At 37.5% G+C, this 22500-nt stretch carries 17 protein-coding genes, 1 pseudogene, 1 riboswitch and 1 other annotated feature; of the genes and pseudogenes, 14 read left to right on the top strand and 4 right to left on the bottom strand.

Features of this window, described 5'->3' with window-relative positions; genetic code table 11:
- Nucleotides 1-2 precede the first annotated feature (2 nt).
- The 5 genes from HXV90_RS15735 to HXV90_RS15715 all read left to right on the top strand — a co-directional run bounded on the left by HXV90_RS15735 (nt 3) and on the right by HXV90_RS15715 (nt 4413).
- Nucleotides 3-1085, top strand: coding sequence for a DUF871 domain-containing protein (locus HXV90_RS15735; protein ID WP_269897575.1), 1083 nt, complete (start codon nt 3-5; stop codon nt 1083-1085).
- Nucleotides 1086-1385: 300 nt separating this feature from the next.
- The gene (locus tag HXV90_RS15730; RefSeq protein ID WP_048392126.1) at nt 1386-2147 is read left to right on the top strand and encodes a tRNA threonylcarbamoyladenosine dehydratase; all 762 of its coding nucleotides are present in this window, start codon (nt 1386-1388) and stop codon (nt 2145-2147) included.
- 141 nt (nt 2148-2288) lie between these two features.
- On the top strand, nt 2289-2675 hold the full coding sequence (locus HXV90_RS15725) for a hypothetical protein (protein WP_112118171.1): 387 nt from the start codon (nt 2289-2291) through the stop codon (nt 2673-2675).
- Nucleotides 2676-2884: 209 nt separating this feature from the next.
- The gene (locus HXV90_RS15720) at nt 2885-3403 is read left to right on the top strand and encodes a hypothetical protein (protein WP_112118172.1); all 519 of its coding nucleotides are present in this window, start codon (nt 2885-2887) and stop codon (nt 3401-3403) included.
- A gap of 293 nt (nt 3404-3696) precedes the next feature.
- A complete protein-coding gene (locus HXV90_RS15715) occupies nt 3697-4413 on the top strand; it encodes a hypothetical protein (RefSeq protein WP_269897574.1) in 717 nt (238 codons plus the stop codon).
- Between the two features lie 81 nt (nt 4414-4494).
- On the opposite strand, the gene HXV90_RS15710 is transcribed toward HXV90_RS15715, so the two are convergent.
- Nucleotides 4495-5781: a replication-associated recombination protein A gene (locus tag HXV90_RS15710; protein ID WP_112118174.1), complete on the bottom strand. Its 1287-nt coding sequence runs from the start codon at nt 5779-5781 to the stop codon at nt 4495-4497.
- Between the two features lie 203 nt (nt 5782-5984).
- On the opposite strand from HXV90_RS15710, the gene cymR reads away from it, so the two are divergent.
- From cymR to HXV90_RS15685, 5 genes and pseudogenes are all read left to right on the top strand, one after another.
- Nucleotides 5985-6404, top strand: coding sequence for a cysteine metabolism transcriptional regulator CymR (gene cymR, locus HXV90_RS15705; protein ID WP_004226809.1), 420 nt, complete (start codon nt 5985-5987; stop codon nt 6402-6404).
- Nucleotides 6405-6679: 275 nt separating this feature from the next.
- Nucleotides 6680-7828 (top strand): cysteine desulfurase family protein, encoded by a 1149-nt coding sequence (locus tag HXV90_RS15700; protein WP_112118175.1) that lies wholly within the window; start codon nt 6680-6682, stop codon nt 7826-7828.
- Nucleotides 7829-7906: 78 nt separating this feature from the next.
- Complete coding sequence (gene mnmA / locus HXV90_RS15695) at nt 7907-9031, top strand: tRNA 2-thiouridine(34) synthase MnmA (protein WP_004226816.1); 1125 nt, start codon at nt 7907-7909, stop codon at nt 9029-9031.
- A gap of 74 nt (nt 9032-9105) precedes the next feature.
- Nucleotides 9106-9765 carry a tetratricopeptide repeat protein gene (locus HXV90_RS15690; protein ID WP_269897573.1) on the top strand — a complete coding sequence of 220 codons (660 nt, stop codon included), beginning with the start codon at nt 9106-9108 and terminating at the stop codon, nt 9763-9765.
- 142 nt (nt 9766-9907) lie between these two features.
- Nucleotides 9908-11382: pseudogene (locus HXV90_RS15685) on the top strand (MDR family MFS transporter).
- Nucleotides 11383-11471: 89 nt separating this feature from the next.
- Here HXV90_RS15685 and HXV90_RS15680 read toward each other — a convergent pair.
- The 3 genes from HXV90_RS15680 to hisA all read right to left on the bottom strand — a co-directional run bounded on the left by HXV90_RS15680 (nt 11472) and on the right by hisA (nt 13817).
- The gene (locus HXV90_RS15680; RefSeq protein WP_269897572.1) at nt 11472-12221 is read right to left on the bottom strand and encodes a GTP pyrophosphokinase; all 750 of its coding nucleotides are present in this window, start codon (nt 12219-12221) and stop codon (nt 11472-11474) included.
- A 544-nt stretch (nt 12222-12765) separates the two neighbouring features.
- Nucleotides 12766-13053, bottom strand: coding sequence for a hypothetical protein (locus tag HXV90_RS15675; RefSeq protein WP_048392136.1), 288 nt, complete (start codon nt 13051-13053; stop codon nt 12766-12768).
- On the bottom strand, nt 13050-13817 hold the full coding sequence (gene hisA, locus HXV90_RS15670; protein ID WP_269897571.1) for a phosphoribosylformimino-5-aminoimidazole carboxamide ribotide isomerase: 768 nt from the start codon (nt 13815-13817) through the stop codon (nt 13050-13052). The genes HXV90_RS15675 and hisA overlap by 4 nt, the downstream gene beginning before the upstream one ends.
- Nucleotides 13818-14006: 189 nt before the next feature.
- Here hisA and recD2 point away from each other — a divergent pair, with 189 nt between their 5' ends.
- The 4 genes from recD2 (at nt 14007) to alaS (ending at nt 22462) form a co-directional block, all read left to right on the top strand.
- Nucleotides 14007-16439 (top strand): SF1B family DNA helicase RecD2, encoded by a 2433-nt coding sequence (recD2, locus tag HXV90_RS15665; RefSeq protein WP_131520513.1) that lies wholly within the window; start codon nt 14007-14009, stop codon nt 16437-16439.
- Nucleotides 16440-16562: 123 nt separating this feature from the next.
- On the top strand, nt 16563-17996 hold the full coding sequence (gene hpaB / locus HXV90_RS15660) for a 4-hydroxyphenylacetate 3-monooxygenase, oxygenase component (RefSeq protein WP_269897570.1): 1434 nt from the start codon (nt 16563-16565) through the stop codon (nt 17994-17996).
- Between the two features lie 57 nt (nt 17997-18053).
- Nucleotides 18054-18219: riboswitch (M-box (ykoK) riboswitch) on the top strand.
- A 245-nt stretch (nt 18220-18464) separates the two neighbouring features.
- Nucleotides 18465-19430 carry a magnesium/cobalt transporter CorA gene (gene corA / locus HXV90_RS15655; protein WP_269897569.1) on the top strand — a complete coding sequence of 322 codons (966 nt, stop codon included), beginning with the start codon at nt 18465-18467 and terminating at the stop codon, nt 19428-19430.
- 68 nt (nt 19431-19498) lie between these two features.
- Nucleotides 19499-19714 (top strand) — a binding site (T-box leader).
- A gap of 87 nt (nt 19715-19801) precedes the next feature.
- Nucleotides 19802-22462, top strand: coding sequence for an alanine--tRNA ligase (alaS, locus tag HXV90_RS15650; protein WP_269897568.1), 2661 nt, complete (start codon nt 19802-19804; stop codon nt 22460-22462).
- Nucleotides 22463-22500: the final 38 nt, after the last annotated feature.

Below are 22500 nucleotides of genomic sequence, written 5' to 3'. Positions count from 1 at the left end.
AAGTGAAAAGATTAGGAATCTCGCTATATCCGCAGCATAGTACGCTAGAGGAGATGAAGCGCTATGTTCAGCTGGCTCATGATAATGGCTTTGATCGTATATTCACATGCCTAATGTCATTAAAACAGGATGAGGAGCGTCAAAAATTACAACAAATCAACGAATTTGCGCAACGCCTCGGCTTTGACATATCCGCTGATATTGCACCAGGTGTTTTTGATGATTTAGGCTTAACTTATAGGGATATTGGCTATTTAAAAGAACATTATTATTTGGCAGCCTTACGTTTAGATATGGGATTTTCAGGTCAAGAAGAAGCGTTGATGTCACTCGATGCAAGTCATCTAAAAATAGAATTAAACATTAGTAATGGTACGAAGTATGTAGATAATATTATCTCTTATCAGCCCAATAAAGAGAACATTATCGGCTGTCATAATTTTTATCCAAAACGATTTACGGGGCTATCTCGTCAGCATTTTGTACAAACGTCACAACACTTTAAAGAGCACAATGTGAGAACAGCAGCAATGATCTCCTCACAACATGGTCAATATGGACCTTGGGAGCAAACAGAGCACGGGTTACCTACATTAGAGGAACACCGTTATCTCCCAATCACTGTACAGGCGAAAGATTTATGGCATACAGGGTTAATTGACGATTGTATTATTGGCAATATGTTTGCTTCTGAGGAAGAACTACGTGCATTAGGACAATTAAATCGTAATAAGCTTGAGTTAAGGGTTGTCCAGTCTGAAGACACAAGCATTTTAGAGGAGACGATTCTTTATAAAGAGCCTCATTTTAATCGGGGTGATGTGTCTGAATACGTGATTCGGAGCACCCAATCCCGCGTAAAATATAAAAATGGAGATTTTCCTGTGCATGATATACGGCCATTAAAAAGAGGAGATGTCACGATTGATAATAATTTAGATGTTCGTTATAAGGGAGAGCTACAGATTGTGCTAAAGGACATTCCGAATACAGGATCGAGTAATGTCGTAGCTAGCATTGTCGAGGAAGAACTATTTTTATTAACATGCATTCAACCATGGGCATCATTTGGTTTTACAAAGTAAAGAAGAGTGAGAAAGAGATTGAGTCATCAATCTCTTTTTCTTTATGTGGTTGAGCATAATGTTATATAAGATTTACCTGATTAATGAACTAATTTTAATGTGCCATTTTACCATATATAGCAGAATTGGATGGAATTTTTTTATGGATTATTATCTCAAAGGATTTAAGTAGACAATTTTGACTTTTTCTTTATATTTTTATCTTGAACAATAACATGATAAAATGTAAGATAGGTTTTGATTTTATCTTAGTATATAACTAGGTTTACTAATAAAATTTCATAGATGGAGAGTGTCAGGATGTTACATCAATTTTCACGTAACGAGCTCGCAATAGGAACAGAGGGTCTCGAGAAATTAAAAAATACAACGGTTGCCATTCTTGGTGTGGGTGGTGTCGGTTCATTCGCGGCTGAGGCATGTGCACGAAGCGGAATCGGCCGTATTATTCTAGTCGATAAGGACAATGTAGATATCACAAATGTCAACAGACAACTTGTTGCATACTTATCAACAGTTGGTCAATCAAAATCAGCTGTCATGAAAGAGCGTATTGCAGATATTAACCCAGCATGTGAAGTGATTGACATGCACATGTTTTATACGGAAGAAACTTATGAAGAATTTTTTGCACAAGGCATTGATTATGTAATTGATGCAAGTGATACAGTGATGTATAAAATTCATATAATGAAGGAATGTTTAAAGCGTAATATTCCTATTATTTCAAGCATGGGTGCAGCAAATAAGATGGACCCTACTCGCTTCCAAATTGCAGATATTTCAAAAACACATACAGACCCATTGGCTAAAATCATTCGTACTAAGCTACGTAAAGAAGGTATTCATAAGGGTGTTACGGTTGTATTTTCAGATGAAAGTCCAATTGTCGTACGTCCAGATGTTGTCGAACATGTAGGTAAGCCTGATGCAGCAATTCGAAAAGCAAAGATGCCACCTTCATCTAACGCTTTTGTACCGTCAGTAGCAGGTTTAATTGCAGCAAGCTGGGTAGTCAATACCATCCTAAAAGATGTGAAAATTACGCGCGTACAAGGTTAATACCAAATACGGTGCTTTGGTAATAGTCAAAAAACAGCATAAATGTTCATTTTCGTAGAAGTAGCTGCCTTAATTGTATTTAGAGGTAGCTACTTTTTCTATGTTACAATTAGACCGTTGTAAAAAAGGAGGCGTATACAAATGGAAAAAATTTATCAAATGGAGTATAGAGGTTTAAATCTTTTCGACGAGATTAGCACAGTAGAGTTAGCTATAGATGAAGAAAACCAAACTATACATATTTTTGATGTTGGACAGGTTGTCAGCCCCATTTTTAATTTTGATGTATCAGCCTACGAATTGTCAGATGGTTTTTATAAAATGGCTGATGTTCTGCGACACAAAAAAATCTTAACGAATCAACAATCAGGTAGTGATTTAACATTAAGTGAATGGTTAATTATGAACAATGCTTATTTTTATATACCTCAAAAGCGCATTAAAAAATATGTGCATGGAAGTATTATTGAAATTATCGATCGAGCAAACGAACCATGCTTATTTGATGATTATGTACAAAGGGTATAATTTTACCAAAATAGTTCCTCTTATGTACATAAAATGCTATTAATTCACGAAATTGTCTTATTTTTTTCATGTCCACACTACTTCATATGGTTTATTGCTATAATTTGAATCATCCATTAGATAATCGATCAGTTTGTTTGGGATGCTTGGTGCTACTCAGTGAATAGCCAGAAAGCTAAACAGCAAATGACATATGGGAGAGTGGGAAAATGGAAATTCAAGTAATTCGTGATCATTTAGATATTGTTAAACTTCAAGAGAAAATGAATGCCATTGTATTTGACTATTTGGATACATCCAACAACTATCCGAAAGCCATGAGAGAATTGAATCCTTTATATATACAAGTCACTACCTATTATAAGGAATATGTTAATCAGCGGGCAGGGGAATTACCGAAAGCAAATACGTATTGGCATTTATTTATCGATTGTTGTGCAAAATTATGCTACTTTTTAGCTGCATCGACCTATTATTCTTCGAATGCTTTGCAAAAAACGCCTGAAAAAGTAGAGCATTTATTAAAAATAGCAGCCTATTCCTTACCGAGTATTGAGCAGGAAGAGAATGAGCAATTATTAGAAGATATCTTGGCTCTTTTAACTGAAGTGCTAGAGGATGAAGAAAAAGCAACAAACATACGCAACGAAGTACTGTCACAAAAAGGTGAAGTGAAGCAATGTCTTCAACAATTTAAATTATTTGTGGAACAAGAACTTCCTGCATAAACTTTAGACAATAATAGACTATCTATTTTCTGAAAATAGCCTATACGTCAAGAATCTACGTAACTTATTGGGATTTAAATCAGTTTTTTCTACAATGTTCGATGTGGAAAGAGAGTGATTTATTTGCCTCTTTTAGTAGCGTGGGTTCTTTTTTATTGTGAGGAAAGTAAAAAGGCATATTTTCTTGAAAGGTATTTATGTTTTTTTGTCGAATTATAGTTAGAAAATTGGTAATATATGTGCTCACGCTGTAAGAACTTAGCTGTAAGAACTTATTGGAAGGGGGCTAAGCAATGATTGTAAATGGAATAGAAATAGATTTGGCGAATTTGGAAAAGCCGCTTTTATTAGTTAGTGAGGAAGATGAACTTTTATTTCTACAGCTTATCCAACCGACAATTGAACAGGAGCTTATTCAATGTCAATTAGCGCTCTCAACAAGGAAATCTATTTCATTGGTCAAAGATATTTGGTTGGCTATGTATAGAGATCGAGAAAAGCTTTACATCAATAGCGGTCATGCCATGCTTTATCCAATACGTTTAATTCTTTTTGAACTAGTCACACAAGCAGAATATTTCCAACGCTTAGCAAAAAAATCACGTGGCGATGAATGTCTTTCCCTTATCTATGCAGTTATTCTTTTGCAATTTGTCTTGCAATGGTTAAAAGATCGATTTAGTGGAAATAAAGAGGTATATGGTGCATTAAAACGGTTATACAGAGTGTCGGATGACGAATTAAGTAAGGAGCCCTCCTGTGAAACAAGAGAACAAAAAATTGCACAAGCAATTGCTGTAAAAGCAATTCGCTTTGAGGTAAGAGAAAACAATCAAGAGTTCGCCAGCTTGTTGTATCAGTCGTATAATTTGATTGTTTTTTTGCATAGTAAGGCAAATGAAGGAGATGTGAAAGAGTCCATTTTGCCATCACTTCGACATTTGGCAGAACCATTAAATTTGTTTTACCATGAACGATATACAACAAATAACCCGAGCTTTACAGGATGATTGCTAGAGTAGCCTATCCTGTTGTTATATAAAAAGCAAAGTCATTTCAATTACTTAAGATAGTGACTTTGCTTTGTTTTATTATTTCTTATCTTGAAATGATTTTAGTTTGTCGTAGATGCCAGCCATGCGCTTTTCCTCACCAGCAATAACAGGTTTGTAGAATTCAGTTCCTACAAGTTCGTCTGGCAAATATTGCTGGTCTACCCAACCACCAAAAGTTCCGATCGGTGTGTTATGAGGATATTGATAGCCAACGTGTCCTAAATCTTTTGCACCCTCGTAATGAGCATCTCGCAAATGATGAGGTATATCACCTGTTTTGCCTTCATGAATAGCCTTAATGGCAGCATCAATAGCCATAATGGCTGAGTTGGATTTTGAGGCAAGGCACATTTCAATGACAGCACTGGCAAGTGGGATACGTGCCTCTGGTAATCCTAGTCGTTCGGCTGCTTGAATAGCAGCTAATATATGAGGTCCGACTTCGGGATTAGCTAGACCAATATCCTCATAGGCCATAACAAGTAGGCGTCTGCTGACAGCCACTAAATCGCCTGTTTCCAATAAATGCGCTAGATAATACAGAGCAGCATTGGTATCACTGCCACGCACAGACTTTTGCAGGGCTGATAGTAAATTATAAAAATGTGATCCTTTTTTATCGCCATACACACCAATTCGACTAATGAGATGTTCAATGACATGGTCGGCAGCAACCGTTTGTCCATCCACCTCATCACTGGCATAGTAAATGGATTCTAGCAAAGTTAACGCCTTTCGTGCATCTCCATTTGCTGCGGCGGCAATTTGTTCAATTTGTGATGGTGTTAAGGCAAAATGATATTTACCTAGTCCGCGTCTTTCATCAGCAAGTGCTTTTTCAACTAGTTCGATTAAATTTTCCTTCGTTAAGCGTTTTAGCTGGTAAATTTCGCCACAGCGTGAACGAATCGCTGGATTAACATCATGATAGGGATTTTCTGTCGTGGCACCAATTAATACAATTGATCCATTTTCTACATGTGGTAACAGTGTATCTTGCTGTAATTTATTGAAACGGTGAATTTCATCTAGGAAAAGTATTACTTTCCCTGAAATTCTTGCTTCTTGTACAATATCTTCCACATCTTTTTTGCCAGCTCGTGTGGCATTAAGTGCGAAGAAAGGGAGCTTGGAACTTCCTGCAATGGCATTGGCAATGGATGTTTTACCGATTCCAGGTTCTCCATATAGCAACATGGAAGGGACGTGTTCATTTTGAATCATTTTATAAAGGGCTGTGTTGGGACCAATGAAATCCTGATGACCAACAATCTCATCAAGGGTTAAAGGTCGCATTCGAAAAGCGAGTGGTTCATTGTGCAAAATAACTTCCCCTTTCTGTCGTTGTCATTTTTTGCTTCTTACATTTTTTTACGCTAAAATAAAGCTCTCATATGGATTTTGAACGATTATGAATCGCTTTAATTAGTATATCATATCCTTCTAGGTGTATTTCCGAGTTCATCAAGAGGAGATTATGATATACTGTTGGTAGTATTTTGACTAGACTAATTGAGGGTGATAAAATGAAAATTTCAACAAAGGGCCGTTATGGGCTTACAATTATGATTGAATTAGCAAAGCATTATGGGGAAGGGCCAATTCCCTTGCGTAAAATTGCGGCGGAAAAGGAACTTTCAGAGGCATATTTAGAGCAATTAGTATCTCCGCTTCGTAATTCAGGCTTAGTAAAAAGTGTACGTGGTGCTTATGGTGGTTATATGCTAGCAAATCCACCTAGCGAAATTTCAGCAGCCCATGTTATTAGTGTGCTAGAAGGGCCGATTCAACCAGTAGAGGGTATTGAAAATGAAGAAGCCCCGCAACGTGAGTTATGGCTACGTATTCGTGATGCAGTAAAAAACGTGTTAGATACAACGACAATTGAAGATTTAGCACAATATACAGAGGAAAATGTAGTGGAAGGCTACATGTTCTATATTTAAAATAGTTTAAGCTAAAGCGCTACTCCTGCATTCACTTCATCTTATTGGGGGATTGTGAACTATTCACATCTCAATGGCTATTTTTACGATGAGTGATGTGGGTTTTGTGCTTTTATCTCGATTCAGCAAATGTTTTGTACTAAAATGAACCACTAAGTACGGAAGACTCCTCACTTATAGAGGAGCGAAGAACACTTTTATTATTTTGCAAGCATTAACTGAATCAAGCGAAAGCCTCTGGCGGATGTCACAGAGTTTAAAAAGGAGTTTTCAACATGAATTCATATATCTATCTCGATCATGCGGCCACATCTCCAATGAATGGCCAAGTAATAGAAGCGATGACAACTGCTATGCAAGAGGTATTTGGCAATGCATCGAGTATTCATAAAGCAGGTCGAGAAGCAAGGAAATATCTAGATGATGCACGTGAGCTATTGGCGAAATCCATTGGTGCGCAAGCAGGGGAAATTATTTTCACAAGTGGTGGCACAGAAGCTGACAATATGGCAATTTTAGGAACTGTCTATGCCCGTGCAAATGAAGGAAAACACATCATAACAACGCAAGTAGAGCATCATGCAGTATTACATACGTGTGAAAAACTTGAACGTGATGGCTTTGAGGTGACCTATTTACCTGTTGATCAAAAAGGGCGTGTCGCGATTGAGGATGTCCAAAAAGCCCTTCGTGATGATACCATTTTAGTGACAATTATGTATGGAAATAATGAAGTTGGAACGATACAGCCAATTGCTGAGATTGGCGCGCTATTGCGTGAGCATAGTGCCATATTCCATACAGATGCGGTTCAGGCTTATGGCTTAGAGTCCATTGATGTAAATGAATTACAGGTGGATTTATTGAGTGTATCTGCTCATAAAATCAACGGTCCAAAAGGTGTTGGATTTCTTTATCAAAAAGCAGGAACACCGTTAGCAAGTTATGCTCTTGGGGGCGCACAAGAGAAAAAACGTCGTGCAGGTACTGAAAATATACCTGCCATTATTGCTTTTGCGACTGCAGTGCAAGTTGCAAATGAGTTGCGTGAAGAAAAGCGTTCACTATACAATCACTTTAAGCAAATTATGCTTGCTGTTTTTTCACAGGAAAAGCTAGCATTCCATGTAAATGGTGATGAGGTGTATTCGTTGCCTCATGTCTTAAATATTAGCTTTGCAGGCATGGAGGTAGAATCATTTTTAGTGAACCTTGATATGGCAGGTATCTATGTTTCGAGTGGTTCGGCATGTACTGCAGGATCGATTGATCCTTCTCATGTGTTAGTAGCAATGTTTGGACAAAGTGCAGAGGAGCTACGAAATTCAATCCGATTCAGCTTTGGGCAGGGTTTAACGGAAAAGGATATACAAGATGCAGCAGAAAAAACGGCTCTAATTGTGAAAAAACTAGCTAAAAAATAATTTGCAAAATACTTATGTTATGTTTCGTTAAAATATTGAAACATAAACTGTAATTAGATAAAAGAAAAGGTGACCACAATGAAAGAAACACGTGACCCCTCTCAAATTCGAGTTGTTGTCGGCATGTCAGGTGGGGTAGATTCATCGGTGGCGGCATACTTGTTAAAACAACAAGGGTATGAAGTAATCGGGATCTTTATGAAAAACTGGGATGATACAGACGAAAACGGTGTTTGTACGGCAACGGAAGATTATGACGATGTAATAAAAGTATGTAATCAAATTGGTATCCCATACTATGCTGTCAATTTCGAGAAACAATATTGGGATAAGGTTTTCACATACTTTTTAGAAGAATATAAAGCAGGGCGTACACCAAATCCTGATGTTATGTGCAATAAAGAAATTAAATTTAAAGCATTTTTAGAGCATGCCATGAACCTTGGTGCTGATTATTTAGCGACAGGTCACTATGCACGAATTGATCGTAATGGTGATGGTGAAGTTAGAATGTTACGTGGCGTTGATGATAATAAAGATCAAACATACTTTTTAAATCAATTATCGCAAGAGCAATTGGCGCATGTAATGTTCCCAATTGGTGATATAGAGAAAAAAGAAGTACGAAAAATTGCAGAAGAAGCTGGCCTTGCTACGGCAAAGAAAAAAGATTCAACAGGCATTTGCTTTATCGGTGAACGTAATTTCAAGGAGTTCTTAAGTCAATATTTACCAGCTCAACCTGGGAAAATGGAAACAATGGATGGCGTTGTAATGGGCCAACACGATGGTTTAATGTACTATACACTTGGTCAACGACACGGGCTTGGTATTGGTGGGGACGGCGAGCCTTGGTTTGTGCTAGGAAAAGATTTAGCGCGTAATGTTCTACTTGTCGGACAAGGCTTTGACAATGAATATTCGTATTCAACATCATTAACAGCTGTGAAAATGAACTATACTTCGACAAAAAAATTGCCTGGGAAATTTTCTTGCACAGCAAAATTCCGTTATCGTCAAACCGATACACCAGTAGAAGTTGAAATTTTACCAGATGGGCGTGCACACATTACATTTGCAGAACCTGTACGTGCAATTACACCTGGCCAAGCTGTAGTGCTATACAACGGAGAAGAATGTATGGGTGGCGGAACGATTGATGAAGTCTTTAAAAGTAATGAAAAACTAACATATGTTGGATAAATTGCGTTAAGACTGCTTTTATGGCCTCTTGGCTTCCTAAAAGCAGTCTTTCGCTACATAGAGGTGAAGAACAAATGAATTATAATGAACAGGGCATCCAAGCATTTCAAGAAAAACGTTATGAGGATGCTGCTCAACTATTTACAAAAGCAATAGAGGCAGAGCCTGAAAATGCTATTGGGTATGTAAATTTCGGCAATTTATTAGCCGTATTAGAGGATATTGAACGTGCAGAGCGTTTCTTCCAAAAGGCAATCACTGTAGATGAATCAGCAGCTACAGCCTATTACGGTCTAGCGAATTTATATTACAATGCTGAACGCTATGCCGAGGCCGTGAAGCTATATGAGCAAGCGCTAAAACATCATATTGAAGGTGCCGATGTCTATTATATGATGGGGAAATGCTTTGAACGGTTGGATAACTCAAAATTGGCATTACCTTATTTACAACGTGCGGTAGAAATTGCTCCAGAAGATACACAGATTCGTTTAGCCTATGCGATAGTGTTATGTGCATTAGAAATGTTTGAGGAAGGGAAGAAGGAACTAGATCTCTTAATTGAACAGGATTGGAATAATGCAGATGCACATTATAATTTAGGCGTACTATATGCCGTGTCTACCGAACAAACAGAGGATGCAATGTATCATTTGAAACAAGCCTTTACCTTACAACCTGAATATGACCAGGCACGTTTTATTTACGATATGATTGCTCAACGATTTAACTGATAGATAATAAGCAGCGAGTGAATGTTGATTAACATTCTTGCTGCTTTTTTATTGATTTTATCTAGTAAAACAGAAAAAATTGTTTATTTTTTCATAAATTGATTCTCTTTCTCTTTTAATTCTAGTTCAAACTTGGTAATGTATGTCATGCGGGAAAGGAAAAGGTGACAGAATGAATAAAGTTTTTATTGCACTATTACTTGTAACAGCACTTGCTGCAATTGAGGGAACTATTGTTAGTACTGCTATTCCGAGTATTACGGCTGATTTATTAGGTGTAGACTTAATAAGCTGGATTTATTCTGCTTATTTACTAGCTTCAGCCATAGCGGCGATTATTTTTGGTAAATTAGCCGATTTATTTGGTCGTAAACGGATGATTATTACTGGGATCATTATTTTTTAATAGGTTCTATGTTATGTGGTTTAGCTCAATCCATGGAGCAATTAATTGTTTTTCGAGCAATTCAAGGTATTGGCGCAGGTTCAATTTTACCGATTACATTAACAATGGTTGGTGAATTGTTTAAGACTGAAAAAGAGCGTGCCAAAGGACAAAGCTATTTAAGTATGGTATGGGGCGTTTCTGGTGTAGTAGGTCCGTTATTTGGAGGCTTTATAGTTGACCAAGTATCTTGGCATTTTATTTTCTTCATTAATGTACCGTTTGGTTTAGCCTCTATTTATTTAATTGCTAAACATTATAAAGAACAACTAGAGGCAGTGAAGCGTAAAATTGACTACCTAGGTGCAGTGTTTTTTACAATTGGCATGGTTGCGTTACTGTTTGTTATTATCGAAAACAGTAAAACACAAACCTGGTTATCAGGTCAATCGCTGCTAATGTATGGTGTTGCTCTTGTATTCTTAAGTATTTTTATCTGGGTGGAGTTACGAGCAGAGGAGCCAATTATTCCGTTAACACTATTTAAAAATGGACGACTAATGGTCATTAATGCATTAACTTTAAGCGGTATGTCTATTGTCATTGGTGTAACCGTTTATATTCCTATATTTGCTCAAAGTGTTTTAGGCAAAAATGCAACGCAGGCTGGTTTATTATTAACACCAATGTCTATTTTTTGGACGGTGAACTCGATTATGGCAGGTTATTTAATCGGTCGTTTAACAAATAAACGCATTATCCAAATGGGTACGATTTTACTTGTTACGGGTACACTATTGTTGGCAAGACTATCTTCAGATTCTAGTGATTTCAGCGTTTATTTCGCATCATCATTAATTGGACTAGGGATGGGCTTTATTATGCCGATGTTGATGATTTCCATACAAAAGGTGGCAGATCCAAAGCAACTTGGTATTTCAATTGGTTTGAACTCTTTTACAAATACATTTAGCCAAGCGATTGGTGCAGCACTATTTGGTATGATTTTCAACCTAGCAACGAGTGAAAAAATGGCTTCATTAGGAAAAGGTGAAATTCAATTAAATGGTGAATTTGCAAAAGGTGGGTTTAAATTAGAAGAAGTAAGCTTTTTAAAGGATACTATTGCGAATGGCGTCAGTTATGTATATATAGCTACCTTTATTTTTGCTATTGGTGCTCTTATTTTCTCCTTTTTTGTAGCAACGAAATCTACAAGGAAAGCGCAATAGTGAACAAAAAGTAAAATCCACCTCACATTCTGTGATCAAGCAGCGTGTGAGGTGGGTTTTTCATTTGACGACTAAACCATAGAATAAATTTACTTTTTGAATAGAGTGTCATCAATTATTTGATTGCCAGGTAGTTCCGTTAAGTATTTCGCTAAATGTGCGATGGGGGTACTGTCTAGCAATGAAGGCTCGGCTTCATTTTCTTTTAAAATATTGATTTCCTTATTCAGTCGCTCCATTTTTTGATCTAATTCAGCTGCTTGTAGTGCGGCTTCCTTTAATTCATGTCGAATATGCTCAGGTACTTCTTTGTTATACTTATAATAAATTTTGTGTTCTAAGCTTGCCCAGAAATCCATTGCAATTGTACGAATTTGGATCTCTGTATAGACCTTTTCCATATGGTCTGACATAAAGATAGGAATTTTAATAATAAGATGTAAGCTTTGGTAGCCATTTTCTTTTGGATTGGCTATATAATCCTTCACCTCAACAACTTCCATGTCATGCTGTGCTTGTAACATGGCACTTACCTTGTAAATATCCTCCACAAAGGAACAGGTGATGCGAGCACCAGCTATATCGCGGATATTTTCACGCACGGCCTCTATTGATGGAGGAAGCTCTTTTTTCATCATCTTCGTTAAAATACTTTTAGGTGATTTTACACGTGTAGAAACATGCTCAATTGGATTATATTCATGAATTAACTTAAATTCTTCTTGTAATATATTAATTTTCGTTTCCACTTCCTGTAGAGCAAATTTGTAAGCTAAAAAGAAGCGTGTTAATTCAGTTTGAAAAGATTTTAAAGTGTTTACTTCTAGTTCAGTTTTCATCGTTTGTAAATCCTTTCTTTTACGGTTTATTCAATTTTTATTTTTTGTATAGCTGTGATGGCAACGAGATACTTCCAAATGGAATTTTCTATAGCTCTCCATAAAAGAATGTTTGATGCACAAGCAAACGTAATGATTTGCCCTGCATCTGATTCATTAATAATATACCTTCTATGAGGAACTTCAATCCTATCGTCAATGATAAATTTTTATTGATTGAAAGCTTACATAAATAAACAATTAATATAGGCAAACTAATACGAGCTATATAGAAATTAAACGGACCAAAAGTTATCCACCATGTTCTGTATCCACTATGAAAGCCTACACCATAGGGGATCACGGTGATCATCTCTATAAGAAGAGCGGAAAGCATAAAAATAAGGTTGGAAAAAAATATGTAGTTTAGTCATGTAAGCCCCCTGTGGTTTATGCTATACAATATATAACTCACATGACAATGAAAAGGTTTCAGAAATAGGGGCAAGGAAGAAATGCAGAAGAGGGTTTGAGGTTAAACAAGGGAACCATTTGTCCCCTTGTTTTAACTAATAATTTCAGCATTTAAGTTATAGCGCTTATTAAACTCATCAACGAAAATTTGTAAATCAATATAGGTTCCAATATAAGGCTCTGTTTCTTGATCGCGTAAGAACCCACATGTTGCCTTTAGTGATTTTGAAAATTCCAATAACATTTGTTCGTTGTCAAGTTGTACATGAATCGCAAGAGAATGATCCTTTTTATTCACTTTAAAATACTTACCATCTATGATTCTCTCTAAATTAGTTTCTTGAAATGGAAAAACATAATCTTTATAAATGAGCTTCACAAGATCCCGCCTTTTTTACAATATTCTACTACATCTGTATAAGGTAAATCGCCACCAAAAATTGAGAGCGCACTTCCAATGGTTATATGAAGTTTTCCGTGGGCTAATTGATTAAATTTTTCTAAGTCTTCGATTGAACGAACGCCACCTGCATAGGTAGTTGGAATAGATGTCCAGGCAGCTAAATCCTGTACCAAGCTTTCCTGCATACCACCCTTTTTTCCTTCAACATCGACAGCATGTATTAACAGCTCATCACAAAAGTCTTCAATATAGGCAATCGACGCAGCATTGACTTCGAAATGACTAAATGTAGTCCATTTATCTGTCATGACAAACCACTTTCCGTCACGCATCTTACAACTGAGATCGATAACAAGGTGTTCTTTACCAATTAATTGATTTAAGCGCTTTAAACGCGCTAAATCGAGCTGACCATCATGAAAAATATAGGATGTGACAATGACATGCGAAGCGCCTGCGTCAATATACTTTTGAGCATTGTCAGCTGTAATGCCACCACCTATTTGCAAGCCTTGAGGATAGGCTGTTAAAGCGGATAGGGCAGCTTCTTCATTACCAGAGCCTAGCATAATAACGTGTCCACCTGTTAAACGATCTTGGGCAAACATTTGTGCATAGTGGCTAGCATCATGTTGAGAAATAAAGTTTTCTACAACTGCTTGATTTGTATATCCCAAAGTGCTACCTACAATTTGCTTTACTTTGCCATCGTGTAAATCGATGCAAGGTCTAAATTCCAATAATTTCACAATCCTTCCGTGCAACTAATTCATATTAATCATAGCATGGAACGGAGGATAAAGGCAGAGAATTGTCATTTGTCAAAATAATGTAAAAATAACAAAGTGGATATATTTTTGTCTGCGATATTTTCATGTGGCTATGGTAAAATAAAAAGATTGAAAACTATAAGAAAGGACGGACCGAACATGACAGATCATTTAGATTTATTTGAACTCAATAAATTTTTTATACTCGGACGTCCGATCGTCTCTATCTTTCATAATGCGCAAAATATGTATTCGATTGTACGTGTGAAAATTCAAGAGACGAATTTGCAATATGAAGATAAAGAGATTATTGTTGTTGGTTATTTTCCCCCACTACAAATGGATGAACAATATCGATTTACTGGTATTTTAAAACAGCATCCTAAATACGGTGCTCAATTTCAAATTGAGACATTTACAAAAGAGGTACCTGCAACTGAGCAAGGAATTATTCATTATTTATCTAGTGACCTCTTCGTAGGGATCGGGAAAAAAACAGCTGAAACGATTGTTGAAAAACTAGGTGCTAATGCACTCCGTGTTATTTTAGAAGATCCTAGTGCCCTCGATGCTGTTCCGCGTCTATCCGCTGAAAAAAAAGAAGTCATTCACCGCACCATTGAGCAAAACTTAGGCTTAGAGCGGGTCATGATTCAATTGAATGAGTGGGGATTTGGTCCACAGCTTGGGATGAAGATTTATCAAACCTATCGAACAGAAGCCATTGAATTACTGACAGAAAATCCATACCGCTTGATTGAAGATGTGGAAGGGGTGGGTTTCTTTCGAGCCGACGAGCTAGGTGCGAAATTAGGTATAACTGGTAAACATCCTGATCGTGTCAAAGCAGCGATTTTACATATTTTAAATACAGCAGCTTTATCGGATGGACATGTTTATCTAGATGCAGAACAGGTTTTACCGCTCGTTAAGGAAATGCTTGAACAAAGCCAACGACAGGAGATACCATTCGAGGATATTTCTCAAGCCTGTATCGGACTCCGTGAAGAAGGCAAAATTTGTGGTGAAGAGACAAGGTTATATCTGCCATCACTCTATTTTTCGGAGGTAGGGATTGCATCGAAAATCTTATCGCTTATCGAGCGGAATAATAAGGCTGAACATTTTAGTAAAGATGAAATTCGAAAAGCCATTGGAGAAACAGAGGAGCTACTCAATGTTACCTATGCAGAAACACAAGCGAATGCCATCGAACAGGCTTTAAATTCAGCTGTTATGATTTTAACGGGTGGTCCTGGTACGGGGAAAACCACTGTTGTACGGGGAGTCGTAGAAGTTTATGCAAAGCTTCATGGGCTATCCTTAAATCCAAAAGAGTATGCTCAAAAAGAGGAGCCTTTTCCGATTATTCTTTGTGCGCCGACTGGACGTGCTGCTAAACGATTAGCCGAATCAACAGAGCTTCCTGCGATGACCATCCATCGACTGCTCGGTTTTACAGGGCAAGAAAAAGAGGAAGAAACAGAGCGGGAAGTAACAGGTAAGCTGATTATCGTGGATGAAATGTCAATGGTTGATACATGGCTTGCCCATCAATTATTAAAAGCTTTACATGAAGATGTTCAAGTTGTCTTTGTTGGAGACCAGGATCAGCTTCCACCAGTAGGTCCAGGACAGGTGTTAAAGGATTTATTAGCATCCAAGCAGCTACCAACTGTCGAGCTAACAGATGTTTATCGACAAGCAGAAGGCTCAACGATTATTGAACTTGCGCATCAAATAAAAAAAGGAACGATTCCACAAGAGTTAACAGCTAAAACCTCTGATCGTTCGTTTATTAAGGCTTCAGCAGACCAAGTTGCCAACGTTGTAACTCAAGTTGTCAAAAGTGCTGTCGCAAAGGGCCAGGAAATCCGTAATATTCAAGTGTTGGCGCCCATGTATAAAGGACCAGCTGGTATAGATAATTTAAATAAAATGATTCAAGAGCTTATTAACCCAAATGATACTGGCACACGAAAAGAGCTAGTCTTTGGGGATGTCACCTATCGAATAAAGGATAAAGTTCTTCAGCTTGTCAATCAACCTGAAAGCAATGTCTTTAATGGAGATATGGGTGAGGTCATTAGTATTATTAAGGCGAAGGAGACGATCGAAAAACAAGATTTACTGATCGTATCCTTTGATGGCATTGAAGTGACCTATCAACGAAGCGACCTCAATCAATTGACACTAGCTTATTGTTGCTCCATCCATAAATCACAGGGCTCTGAGTTTCAAACGGTCATTATGCCAGTGGTTAGAGGGTATTCCAAAATGTTACGGCGTAATCTTTTATACACAGGTATTACACGTGCTAAAAACTTTTTGATTTTATGTGGTGAACCAGATGTGCTTGCGGATGGTTTACAACGTACAGATGACCTTCAGCGTTTCACCTCTTTACGTGCAAGACTTAACCCAATGGAAATTGAGGAAGAACTTGTGGAAGTCGAGGCAGTGCCAGTAGATAATGAAGGGATGCAGGAGCCTGTTTCCGTTGAACAAAAGCTAACAGTAGAAACAGCCCCTTATATTCATCCAATGATTGGTATGAATGATGTCTCTCCATATGATTTTTTGGATGAATAAAATATATATTCCCGATTAGACTGTCTAATCGGGTTTTTCTAATTGATGTATCGTCACCTAATATTTGGACATTTCATATACTAGATGAGTACAAAAACATAGGGAATGTATAGGGGTGACAGCATGCCAATAATGACAGGGCAACAGTATATTGAACGAATTGATGCTTTAAAAACGTATATTTCGATAGATGGGAAAGTCGTGACAGGAAAGGTGTCAGAACATCCTGCCTTTAAAGGAATTATCCAGAGTCAAGCGAAACTTTTTGATTTACAACATCAAGAGGCACTTCTTGAAAAAATGACCTATGAATCGCCAACTAGTAAACAGAAAGTTGGCATGTCATTTCTTCAAGTATTGACGCCAGAAGATCTTGTGAAGAGGCGCCAAGCGGCAAGGGAATGGGCATTATCTTCTCAAGGCTTTATGGGGAGAAGCCCTGATTATATGAATACAACATTAATGGCCCTTGCATCAGCGTCAGATTTTTTAAAAGAGAAGCCAAATTGTTTCCCAGAGCATTTGCTAAAGTTCTATGAGTATGCTCGCGAGAATGATATTACGATAACACATACCTTTATCGAACCACAGGTAAATCGCAAGCGCTTTTACTATGAGGATGAAGAAGTAACCATTGCAGCTAAAATCATTGGGAAAACAAGTGAGGGCTTAGTCATTAAAGGAGCAAGATTACTAGCGACACAGGGTGGCATAACAGATGAGCTTCTTGTTTTATCAACAAATGGCTATGATGAGGGAAAAGGTTTCGGGTTTTCTATTCCAAGTAACACGCAAGGCTTAAAGTTTTTATGTCGGCAATCATTTGTAGGCGGAGATTCTACCTTTGATTATCCGTTAAGTGCACGTTTTGAAGAAATGGATGCAATCGTTGTGTTTGATGATGTAGTTGTCCCGTGGGAACGGGTATTTTATTACGAAAATGTTGAAGTGGCCAATCAATTTATGAATGTTAGTGGCTTCCAAGCGTATACTTTGCATCATGTGCTGTCACGTCAAATTGCTAAGACGGAATTCATCCTAGGGGTTGTACAAATGATTGTGGATTCCATAAATATTGGGGATTACCAACATGTCCATCAAAACGTGGTAGATGTCATCGTAGCATTAGAAACGATGAAAGCATTGCAATTAAAATCAGAAATTGAGGCACAAAGGGATTCCTTTGGCTTTATCAGACCAGACCAATCCACATTACAGGTCGCTATTCATATTTTCCCGAAAGTATATCCTACCTTTACAGATATCATACAGCAACTGGGAGCAAGTGGATTAATGTCCATACCGAGTGCAAAAGCTTTTGCAACGGATGATGGGGATCTTGATCATTATCTGCAATCATTTCAAGACAAAGGGGAAGAGCGAGTAAAGAAATTCCGTTTAGCTTGGGATTTAACGATGAGTAGTTTTGGCACAAGACAGACATTGTATGAACGCTTTTTCTTTGGTGATCCTGTACGTTTATCTAGCCTGCTCTATCAATCTTATCAACGAGAGCATTTAGTGCAAAGAGTGGAAGACTTTTTGAAAAATGATTGATAGAAAGTTTGACAGTTGTGAAACTATCCGTTATCATTTACAGGAATAAAAAAATAAGACTCCCTTCGTTAGGTGAGGCTCCTATGCTGGAGATACGCTACTACCCAAAAATGTCGAGAGACGCCAATGGGTCAACAGAAATCATCGAAATAAGGTGTTTTTTAACGTAGCTGGACATATTCCTATGCCGCATAGTGCTAAAACTCAACGTTTGAAGGTAACAAGCATGCAATGTATTTTATTGCTATTTTTTGATATGTGTATTCAACACGCCTTCATTCGTAGAAGGCGTGTTTTTGTTATGGAAGGAAGGTGATGAGAAATGGATAGTAGTCCTGAACCGAATAAGTATCATTTAGGCAAACGGAAACACATAAAAAGTCATCGATTTCTGATCACCGATGCAGACAAAGGGTGATTAAGGATGACCTTTTGTTTCCCTCAATAACAAACACGAGGTGAAATGCAATGATTAAAATCCACTATTATAATAGCAGCAGTAAGACAGTCCAACATGATTTCAATATGATTGATTTACAACTCCCTATTCATAATGAAGATTTATTATGGGTAGATTTATATGCCTATAGTTATAATGAATTGAATAATATAGCTGATGTATTTGGCTTTCATCCACTAGCAGTTGAAGATTGCTTACATGAAGGCTCACGTCCAAAAATGGATAGTTATGGTGATTATAAATTTTTTGTGCTCCATGCACCAATTTATAATGAGAAAAGTAACAATGAAATTACAACCGTTGAGTTAAATATTTTTATGGGACCAAACTATATTGTGACTGTGCATAAGCAAAAGTTGCAATGGCTAGGAAAAATGGAAAATGTTTGTGTCAATAGCCCAAGATATTTGGAAAAGGGTACTGATTTTTTATTGCATACAATTATTGACGGTATTACAGACGAATATTTCCCAGTATTAGAACGAATTCGCGCGCGTATAGATGAACTAGAAGAAGAAATTTATGATTATCAACCAAAAGTGGTGACAGAGGAATTTCTTGCATTGAAGCGGACAATTATTTTAATTCGTCAGGCCATTATGCCACAAAGAAGAATTTTTTCTACAATCAATGGCCAGTGGAAATTTGACATTCAAGAAGAAAATATTCCATTCTATAAAGATTTGAATGACCATCTAGAACGTATTGTCGACTCCACAGAGACATATCGCGATTTAGTGAACAGCACGCTTGATACGTATTTTTCAATTATCAGTGGGAAATCCATTGAAAAGCTGAATTTATTAACGGTCATTTCGACAATTATGTTACCACTATCAGTAATTACTAGTTTTTTTGGAATGAATGTACCTTTACCTTATCAAGATACCCCTTATACAACTATTGCAATTAGCGCCTTCTTAGTTTTCTTTACATGGGGTATGTGGATATATTTCAAAAAAATGATTGCTTAGTTAGTGTTAGTCAGACTAGTACTAATTGACAGCGCAATAGATTTTTTTTATAATTTTCGATAGAAAAAGTAAAAACGATGATGGAAAAAGTACGTATTTGTGTGTGCACAAGAAAGGGATTTCTAGGCTGAAAAAATCCTCACAACAGCAAATGCCGAAAGCTACTCCAGAGTGCAGCTAATCCCTGCCGTTCACTGACGTTACAAGTGCTAAAGAGGTAAGTAAGGTTTTTACTTACAACTAGGGTGGTACCGCGAGACTAATGACAAGTCCTCGTCCCTTTTTGGGGATGAGGGCTTTTTTTATTTTCTTCGGTAAATCGCAGGATTCGTATCGTGATTTTACAATATAAAATAGGAGGAATTTATCCAATGAAAGCAGTAGATATTCGCCGTATGTATTTGGAATTTTTTAAAGAAAAGGGGCATCATCATGAGCCATCAGCACCACTTGTGCCAATAAATGATCCATCACTTCTTTGGATCAACTCAGGTGTTGCAACTTTGAAACCATATTTTGATGGCCGTATTATCCCTGATAATCCACGTATTACAAATGCACAAAAATCGATTCGTACCAACGATATTGAAAACGTTGGGAAAACAGCTCGACACCATACATTCTTTGAAATGTTAGGAAACTTCTCTATTGGTGACTACTTTAAAAAAGAAGCAATTCATTATGCTTGGGAGTTTTTAACAGATAAAAAATGGATGGGCTTTGATCCAGCGTTATTATCCATCACGATTCACCCAGAAGACCAGGAGGCATATGATGTTTGGCATCAGGAAATTGGTATTCCAGAAGAACGTTTAATTCGTTTAGAAGGGAACTTCTGGGATATAGGAGAAGGCCCATCTGGTCCGAACTCAGAGATTTTTTATGATCGCGGCGTAGAATACGGCTCAGATGAAAATGACCCTGAAATGTATCCAGGAGGAGAAAATGAGCGTTACCTAGAAATTTGGAACCTTGTGTTCTCTCAATTTAACCATAATCCTGATGGCACTTACACGCCACTACCAAAGCAAAATATTGATACAGGTATGGGCTTAGAGCGTATTGTGTCCGTCGTGCAAAATGTACCAACAAACTTTGATACTGATTTATTTATGCCAATTATTGAAAAAATCGAGGAGTTTGCCAATCGTAAATATAAACGACCTGGCGAAGTAGACTTAAATGAAATCTTTGGCTCAGATGAAGATATTAATACACCATTTAAAGTGATTGCAGACCATATCCGTACAGTAGCATTTGCTATAGGCGATGGTGCCCTGCCTTCAAATGAAGGCCGTGGCTATGTATTACGTCGCTTACTACGTCGTGCCGTTCGCTATGCTAAACAAATTGGTATTGAAAAACCATTTATGTTTGAACTTGTACCAACTGTGGGTAAAATTATGGAAGACTTCTATCCAGAAGTTACAGAGAAATGCGAATTTATTCAACGTGTCATTAAAAATGAAGAAATTCGTTTCCACGAAACATTAGATGGTGGTTTAGCTATCTTTAATGAAGTAGTGGAATCTCAAAAAGCAGCTGGTCATGATTACATCCCAGGAGCAGATGCTTTCCGTTTATATGATACTTATGGTTTCCCAATCGAGCTAACGGAAGAATATGCAGAGGAAGTAGGCATGAAAGTAGATCATGAAGGTTTTGAGGCAGCGATGGAAGAGCAACGTGAACGCGCGCGTGCTGCACGACAAGATGTTGATTCGATGCAAGTACAGAATGAAGTATTAGCAAACTTAACGGTTGCAAGTGAATTTGTTGGCTATGATACGTTAAGTGTTAATACTGAAATCGCTGCAATGATCGTCAATGGTCAAGTTGCGAAAGTCGCTTCGGAAGGTCAGGAAGCATTGGTTATTTTAGCGAAGACACCATTCTACGCTGAAATGGGTGGTCAAATTGCTGATAGTGGTACTATTTCAAATGATAGCTTTACGGCTGTTGTAAAAGATGTTCAAAAAGCACCGAATGGTCAACCGCTTCATACAGTAGTAGTTGAATCTGGGGAAATGCATGTGGAAGATGCAGTGCAAGCAGTGGTCAATCGTGATGACCGTAATTTAATCATTAAAAACCATACGGCAACACATATTATGCAACGTGCATTAAAAGATGTGCTAGGTGATCATGTGAACCAAGCTGGATCATATGTAGGACCTGATCGTTTACGTTTTGATTTCTCTCACTTTGGTCAAGTTACAAAAGAAGAATTACAGCAAATTGAACGTATTGTAAATGAAAAAGTGTGGGATGATATAGAGGTCGTTATTGAAGAAAAAGGTATTGATGAAGCAAAAGCAATGGGTGCTATGGCATTATTCGGTGAAAAATATGGAGATGTTGTACGTGTAGTATCCATCGGAGATTATTCGATTGAGCTATGTGGTGGTATCCATGTTAAACGCTCTTCTGAAATTGGCTTCTTTAAAATTGTTTCAGAAGGTGGTATCGGTGCAGGTACTCGTCGTATTGAAGCTGTTACAGGAAAAGTTGCTTATGAAGCAGTAAAAGAAGAAGAAGCATTATTAAATGATGCAGCGACATTATTAAAAGCAAATGCTAAAGATATTGTCACAAAAGTACAGGCATTACAAGCAGACTACAAAGAATTACAACGTGAAAACGAAGCATTATCTCAAAAAATCGCCAATGCACAGGCAGGGGCAGTTGTTGATGCCGCTCAAACAATTGGAGATGTGACAGTGCTATCTACAAAAGTGGAAGCGAAGGATAACAATCAACTCCGTCAAATGATGGATGACCTGAAAGCAAAAATGCCAAAAGCAGTCATTGTTCTTGGAGCAGTTGATGGTGAAAAAGTTATGTTATGTGCTGGTGTTTCAAAAGAATTAGTTGGTGGCAATTACCATGCAGGGAATATTGTGAAAATGGTTGCGGAAGCATGTGGTGGTAAAGGTGGCGGTCGTCCAGATATGGCGATGGCAGGTGCAAAAGATGCATCAAAACTTGATGAAGCACTACTTTCTGTGTATGATTATGTTAAATCCATTTAATTAATTCACCAAAACATGTTATAATAAAGAGAAATTGG

Origin of the sequence: Lysinibacillus sp. JK80 (assembly GCF_027557635.1) — a bacterium.
Classification (GTDB): domain Bacteria; phylum Bacillota; class Bacilli; order Bacillales_A; family Planococcaceae; genus Lysinibacillus; species Lysinibacillus capsici.
This window is presented reverse-complemented; position numbering and strand designations above follow the sequence as displayed.